The organism is Mycobacterium montefiorense (genome assembly GCF_025823255.1).
In the GTDB taxonomy this organism is placed as follows: Bacteria; Actinomycetota; Actinomycetes; order Mycobacteriales; family Mycobacteriaceae; genus Mycobacterium; species Mycobacterium montefiorense.
On sequence record NZ_JACKVL010000012.1, the window covers coordinates 731,518 to 737,684 of the forward strand.

At 60.7% G+C, this 6,167-nt stretch carries 7 protein-coding genes and 1 pseudogene; 3 read left to right on the forward strand and 5 right to left on the reverse strand.

Features of this window, described 5'->3' with window-relative positions; all coding sequences use genetic code 11:
- The first annotated feature begins 106 nt into the window (after positions 1–106).
- A complete protein-coding gene (locus tag H7K34_RS13295; protein WP_264062401.1) occupies positions 107–493 on the forward strand; it encodes a group I truncated hemoglobin in 387 nt (128 codons plus the stop codon).
- Between the two features lie 62 nt (positions 494–555).
- Here the strand turns inward: H7K34_RS13295 and H7K34_RS13300 are convergent, their stop codons facing one another.
- Both H7K34_RS13300 and H7K34_RS13305 read right to left on the reverse strand, forming a co-directional pair.
- The gene (locus tag H7K34_RS13300) at positions 556–1,587 is read right to left on the reverse strand and encodes a helix-turn-helix domain-containing protein (protein ID WP_108924694.1); all 1,032 of its coding nucleotides are present in this window, start codon (positions 1,585–1,587) and stop codon (positions 556–558) included.
- Between the two features lie 224 nt (positions 1,588–1,811).
- Positions 1,812–2,744: a LysR family transcriptional regulator gene (locus H7K34_RS13305; RefSeq protein ID WP_264062404.1), complete on the reverse strand. Its 933-nt coding sequence runs from the start codon at positions 2,742–2,744 to the stop codon at positions 1,812–1,814.
- Between the two features lie 201 nt (positions 2,745–2,945).
- Here H7K34_RS13305 and H7K34_RS13310 point away from each other — a divergent pair, with 201 nt between their 5' ends.
- Together H7K34_RS13310 and H7K34_RS13315 are read left to right on the forward strand one after the other, a co-directional pair.
- A complete protein-coding gene (locus tag H7K34_RS13310) occupies positions 2,946–3,677 on the forward strand; it encodes a cysteine hydrolase (RefSeq protein WP_264062405.1) in 732 nt (243 codons plus the stop codon).
- Complete coding sequence (locus H7K34_RS13315) at positions 3,674–4,513, forward strand: MBL fold metallo-hydrolase (protein ID WP_264062406.1); 840 nt, start codon at positions 3,674–3,676, stop codon at positions 4,511–4,513. Before H7K34_RS13310 ends, H7K34_RS13315 begins: the two co-directional genes overlap by 4 nt.
- Positions 4,514–4,562: 49 nt before the next feature.
- On the opposite strand, the pseudogene H7K34_RS13320 reads toward H7K34_RS13315, so the two are convergent.
- From H7K34_RS13320 to H7K34_RS13325, 3 genes and pseudogenes are all read right to left on the reverse strand, one after another.
- Positions 4,563–5,015, reverse strand: a pseudogene (locus tag H7K34_RS13320) (hemin transporter); the annotation flags it as partial.
- Between the two features lie 29 nt (positions 5,016–5,044).
- The gene (locus H7K34_RS26925) at positions 5,045–5,263 is read right to left on the reverse strand and encodes an integrase core domain-containing protein (RefSeq protein WP_372510760.1); all 219 of its coding nucleotides are present in this window, start codon (positions 5,261–5,263) and stop codon (positions 5,045–5,047) included.
- A complete protein-coding gene (locus tag H7K34_RS13325; RefSeq protein WP_264062407.1) occupies positions 5,167–6,111 on the reverse strand; it encodes an IS481 family transposase in 945 nt (314 codons plus the stop codon). The genes H7K34_RS26925 and H7K34_RS13325 overlap by 97 nt, the downstream gene beginning before the upstream one ends.
- Positions 6,112–6,167: the final 56 nt, after the last annotated feature.

The window sequence follows — 6,167 nt, forward strand, 5'->3', positions numbered from 1 at the left end:
GTTCACGCCGCCCATACACGCCCTGAAGCAGGCTGGTAGGTCAGGACTTTCACGTCGAAGTGATTGGGTCGTGGCGCGCCTTCGGGCGGGCCTAGATCATGAACGGATGACTCAGAGCGCAGCAAGCATCTACACGCAAATCGGCGGATACGAGGCTATCGAGTGCGTGGTCGAAGATTTCTACGACCGCGTGCTTGCCGACGACCAACTTTCAGCATTCTTCACCGGAACGAACATGAGCCGTCTGAAGGGTAAACAGGTCGAGTTTTTCGCTGCTGCGCTGGGCGGGCCCACGGACTACACGGGCGCATCGATGAAGCAAGTGCATCAGGGGCGGGGAATTGCCATGCACCACTTCGATTTAGTCGTTCAGCATTTGGTTCACGCGCTGACCACCGCCGGAGTTCCGCCGAGAACAATGGGGCAGATCATCGCTGCCGTTGCTCCGCTTGCCAGCGAAATCGCATCCGGTGGCGCCGAAAAAATTAGCTGAGTCGAGCACATCTACTTCGCAACGCTCAAGAGCCGCAGTCGGTTACGCCTATCTGCAGTGGATCAATTCCGCGTGGCGGGCAACATGAGATCTGCACGGTGGTCGGAAATCTCTTCCAGTACGCCGTATGCGCGTGCCTCGCTGGGGGTGTGGCCGAAATTTTTCTTGAACACAGTGTTGAAGGTGCTTCTCGAACGAAAGCCGCAAGCGATGGCGACGCTGTCGATCGAAGTATTCGACGGCGACTGGCGCAGCAGGTCCGCGGCGCGAGTGAGCCGTGTTGAGCGGATCAGGTCGCTGGTCGTGGTCCCGGCCCGCTGAAGGGCCAGCTGGATTTGACGGACCGACCATCCCAATGAGTGGGCGACGCTACGTGGCGTGAGGTCTGGATCGCTTGCGTGCCGGGCGACATGCTCACGTACTGCCTGCTCGACCGAACCGAGAGTGTCCGGACCTCCACCGCGACCGAGCATGCAAGTCGATAGCAGGTCACTGATGGTGGCGCAGGAACGCGAGAACTCGTAGTCGTCGAGGGTTTCATGCTGCCCGCTCAAGGTCGAGATCATGGCGCTGACCACGGAGCCGAGCCCACCTCGAAAGTCCATGGCGACCGGGCCGCGCGGCATGTTGGTGGGTCTGCGGGCGTCCGCGACATCGAACGTCCAGCCCCGCGCCCAGGAACGATGGTGGATCCGAAGAGCGCGAGACTTGCTGAGCAGAAGTGCCTGGCCCGGCTGCAGACGTACCTGGACGCCGTCCTGCTCGATGTCGATGACTCCGGTGCGGGCGATGAACAACATGCTTCCGCGATCACCGTCGGCCCGCACGTCGGCGGCTGTCTTTACGTAGTGCAAGCCCTCTGACCAGAAATCGACCAGTAGGTAATCACCGTCGCGCTGAACGATGCTGCCCGCTCTGAACATCGCCTTGTCGGGAAAGAGGAAGTGCAATGAACCGTGATTTGCACAGACGTGGTCGACCCAGTAGCCGGCCGGATCGTCGAGCGCTTTGCGGGTGTCGCTGCGCTCAACTGCGTACGTAGTCAGTGTGGGCCGACGCCTTTTCTTGACGTCGACTTGATTCCCTATGTTCATAGCAGGCCCTAAATCATCTCTCTCGACGTGCGTGCAGCCAACTGACAACCAGTATGACGTCGGCAGCCCAACCCATAGTGGGTGCAGCTCAACCACCCTCAGAGCAACCGCGTTTCGTGTTAGCGCCGTCACGTCGGCAAATATTTCCGACGACACCGGTCATCCTCATTCGCGGGGTCATCCGTTGCATTGTGCGCAGGAAGATCCGTCGCTCCGCGGCGCATTCAGCGTGGGTTGTGCCTCAAGTGGTCAGGCAGGGTGGCCCACCCGGTGGGCACATCGATGGTAAGCGCCAAGTGCACTAAACGGTGCACAGCGACGGTCGAGACCCGTTCAGGGTTCCATCGCAACACGTACGGCACGAGCTGGATGGGCATCACGCGCCGCATCGGGGCGGTCATCTCGGACCCGGCAATAGAGCCCGTCGTAAGGATCCAGTCGACGTCCGGCTGCGCCGTCCACTGGCAAGCGGACAAATCGGAATCTAGGAGCTCGATAGTGTGCGGTGATATCCCGGCAGCCTCAAGGGCCTGCCGTTCGGCTAGCGCCCATGCCGGGAACAGTGCCGCACTGTGAACGCCGAGCGTCTCACCCGCCAATTCGGCCAGAGCTACCGTCTCGCGGATGGCAAGGCGGTGATTCGTCCTCAGTCCGACTAGCAAGATCTCGCCGCAGAATACTTCTGCTACGACTCCGGGGAGGTCTGGCACCAGTCCGCAGGTGATTGCGACATCGACTGTCCCCTCGGCGACAGCACGGTTGAGGTCGGTCAGCCACATCCGCTGAATAGCAAGGTCGACGTCGGGTGCCTCGGAGCGCAAGGCTTGCGCAAGGTGGGGTGCGAGAAGCCGCCCGACTGGCGGCGTGATACCCAACTGCACGGTGCCGGCGTCGCCCTGGGCCAATCGATGTACCGCGGCGGTGGCAGCGGCGGCCTCATCGAGAACGACTTTGGCGCGGTCGAGCAACTCCGCTCCGGCGGGGGTCAAGGCGACTCGGCGGGTGTTGCGCGTTAACAGCGCCGCTCCCAGCTCGCGCTCTAAACGCCGGATCAGATCGCTCAGCGTTGGTTGCCCGATGTGCAGCTTTTGTGCAGCGCGACCGAAGTGCAGCTCCGTAGCCACAGCAACGAAGGCTTCAAGCTGTCGCAGCTCCACTCGCAAATACTAACCACGCTAGAAGTAAACATTCTGGATTAATCGGCGGCGGCGATCACAGCAATCCGAAATTGGCCCTTTATCCGATCGGCCAGGCATCGCAGTCTGTATCCAAACCCATTGACGGCGACGAGGGAAGTTGCATAACCGTCCGCATGGTCCGTTTCTCCCTGAAGGCCCATGTAGCCAAGGAGCTATACCGTGAAATACGACCCCATCGACACCGCCGTAGTTGTCATCGATCCGCAGAACGACGTGCTCTCCCCTTCGGGCAGGAATTGGGATGTATTGGGCGCCAGTGTAACTGAGAATAGGACTGTCGAGAACCTCGTCGAAATCTTTGTAGCCGCCGCGGCGGGCGGCTACGCCGTGTTTATCTCTCCGCACTACTTCTATCCGACCGACCACCGTTGGTTGTTTAACGGTCCGTTGGAGGCAGATGAACTTCGCACCAGCACATTCGCACGCGTTGGTCCGCTGCGCCTTGACGGCTTCGTTGATTCAGGTGCCGATTGGCTCGACCAGTTCAAGCCGTTCATCGAGGACCCAGCGACCGTCGTCGCCAGTCCTCACAAAGTGTGGGGACCGCAAACCAACGACTTGGTGCTGCAACTGCGCAAGCGGCGAATCAACAAGGTGGTCCTGTGCGGCATGCTCGCCAATATCTGTGTGGAATCGCACCTACGGGACTTGCTCGAGCAGGGATTCGAAGTAGCCGTGGTCCGCGATGCTACCGCCGGCCCCCGGCACCCGACCCGCGGAGACGGCTACCGGGCTGCCTTAGTCAACTACTCATTTCTCGCACATGCCGTTCCGTCTACCGCCGAGGCTGTCGCTGCCATGGCAAACGAGAGCCAACGTGCGCCGCACGGCGCGGCGGCCTCAGCAACGCGAGCCGAGCCGGGCTGCATCCAAATGAGAGGACCGCGATGAAGTCTTTGGATCTAACTAGTAGTGAGACTGCGGATTTCAGCCGGGGCGAAGTTTATTTTATTGGTAACGCCACCACCTTGATCCGCTTCGGCGGACTGACTGTGCTGACTGATCCCGCCTTTCTACACAAGGGTGAGCACGTCTTTTTGGGCCATGGGATTTGGGCCCGGCGCGAGGTCGAGCCGGCGTGTCAGATCTCAGACCTGCCCCCGATAGACCTAGTCGTCTTGTCCCATTACCACGGTGACCATTTCGATGACGTCGCCGCTCGTGAACTCGACAAGACTCTGCCCATCGTGTCGACGGCTGACGCAGTCGACAAGCTGACTGCGTTGGGCTTCACGCACGGCTACCCGCTAGAAACTTGGGAATCACTGGTGGTCCGCAAGGGCGAGGCGGAGCTGACGATAACCGCCATGCCGGGCAAACACGCCACAGACGACGCCGTTGACGAACTACTGATGCCCGTTAACGGGCATCTGCTCGATTTCAACCGTGGCGGCGATCATCTCTACCGTCTCTACATCACCGGCGACACCATGCTCGTCGACGACCTCGAGGACATCCCCCGTCGCTACCCCGACATCGACCTCGGACTGATTCACGCCGGTGGCACCACCTTTCTTGTCACAGTCGTCACGATGACCGGCGAGCAGGCGGTGCGAGCGGTTGAGATCACGCGGCCCCACACCGCGATCCCGATCCACTACAACGACTTCTCAGTGTTTATGTCCGGACTTGACGACTTCAAGAAGGCTGCCGAATCCTCAACCGCAAGTACGCAATTCGTCTATCTCTCCCATGGTGAGACTTACACGTTCACGCCCACTGGCTAGAGGACCGTCATCTGCGGGCTGACCCCTCCAGCAGACAGCGCCGGCTTCGCTATGCCGGCTGGAGGCTCCCAGTATTCGGGCCGAACACTTCGTAGTGGATGTTTTCCCCCGGTACGCCCTGCGCGATCAGCGCGTCGCGGACGGCGGCCATGAAAGGTAAAGGGCCACATAGGTAGGCGCGTGTGCCGGGCTCGATCGGCAACGCGTCGAGATCGACCCGACCTAGACGCACGCTGCCGTCGGGCTGCCGTTCACCGAGGTCCTCGTAGAACCGGTGCAGCCGTGCATGTGGCAGTTGTTTGACCAATTCGATCAGTTCGGCCCGGTGAGCGTGACCGGCAGCCGACCGATCGGCGTGCAGCACGGCGACGCTGCGGGTACTGGATGTCGCCGCAAGATGATTAAGCATGCCGATGATCGGCGTGCATCCGATGCCGGCTGAGACCAGGAGCAGCGGCTCGTGCCCCTCGCTGAGCACGACATCCCCGAAGGGGTAACTCACCTCCAAGGTGTGCGACTGACGGTCATCGATTACGGCCGGGTCTGGGTTTTCTGGCGTAGTCGTTCGTAGGGTGTCTGGCCGCCGAGGCCGCCGTGGGGGCGATGGTAGTTGTAGTAGTCCTCCCACTCNGTGTGCGACTGACGGTCATCGATTACGGCCGGGTCTGGGTTTTCTGGCGTAGTCGTTCGTAGGGTGTCTGGCCGCCGAGGCCGCCGTGGGGGCGATGGTAGTTGTAGTAGTCCTCCCACTCTCTGAGTTTGTTGTTGAAGACTTTGGCGTCGTCGATGACGATGCCGTCGAGTAGGGCGTAGAACTCTTCGGCGTCGATGCGATGGGAGCGCTCGACTTTGCCGTTGAGGCGGGGAGTGCGGGGTTTGATGTAGCGGTGCCCGATCCCTTTATCTAGCACGTGGTAGTGGAGGGCTGACTGGAATTCCGGGCCGTTGTCGGTCTGGATGACCTGCACCGGGAATGGCAGCCGCTCTAGTACGTAGTCAACGAACTGGATCGCAGTTTTCTGGTCGCAGCGTGGGTAGATGTGCAGCACGCGGAGCCGGGTGCAGTCATCGATCGCGGTGAATTGGTAGTACTTGGAGCGTCGGCGGGTGGTTGATCGGGGTGTGGTCTTCAGTGGCTCAACGAATTTGACGTCGATTTGGACCTGGTGGCCGGGGAGCTGTTTTTCGTAGCGTTGCCATCGTTTGTCGAGCCGTTTGTAGCGCTGTGATGCCGGCAGCCGGTTGAGGTCTAGGCGCTTGAGGATGCGCCAGACGCCGGACTGGGAAACCTCAACGTCGTGGTAGCGCTTGAGGTACATCGCGATCTTGCCGGGCCCGAAATCGTAGTTCTGACGTAGGTACAGGATCTTGCCGACCACATCGACATGGGTGGCATTAGGGCTCTGGTGTGGTCGTCGCGATAGATCCCGCAACCCATCGATGCCCTGCTCACGGTAGCGCCGCAACCAGGTGTAGTACGTCGGCCGACTAATCCCGTAATAGCGGCACGTCATCGCGACGTTGCCACTCACTTCCTCGGCGTGCTGGATGATCGCCAACCGACGACGGACTTCACGGGGCAGCAGCGGTTCGCTCATGCAGGTCTCCTAGTGCTCGGAGACCCGGACTGTCAACGATGTCCGTCAGTTTTAGA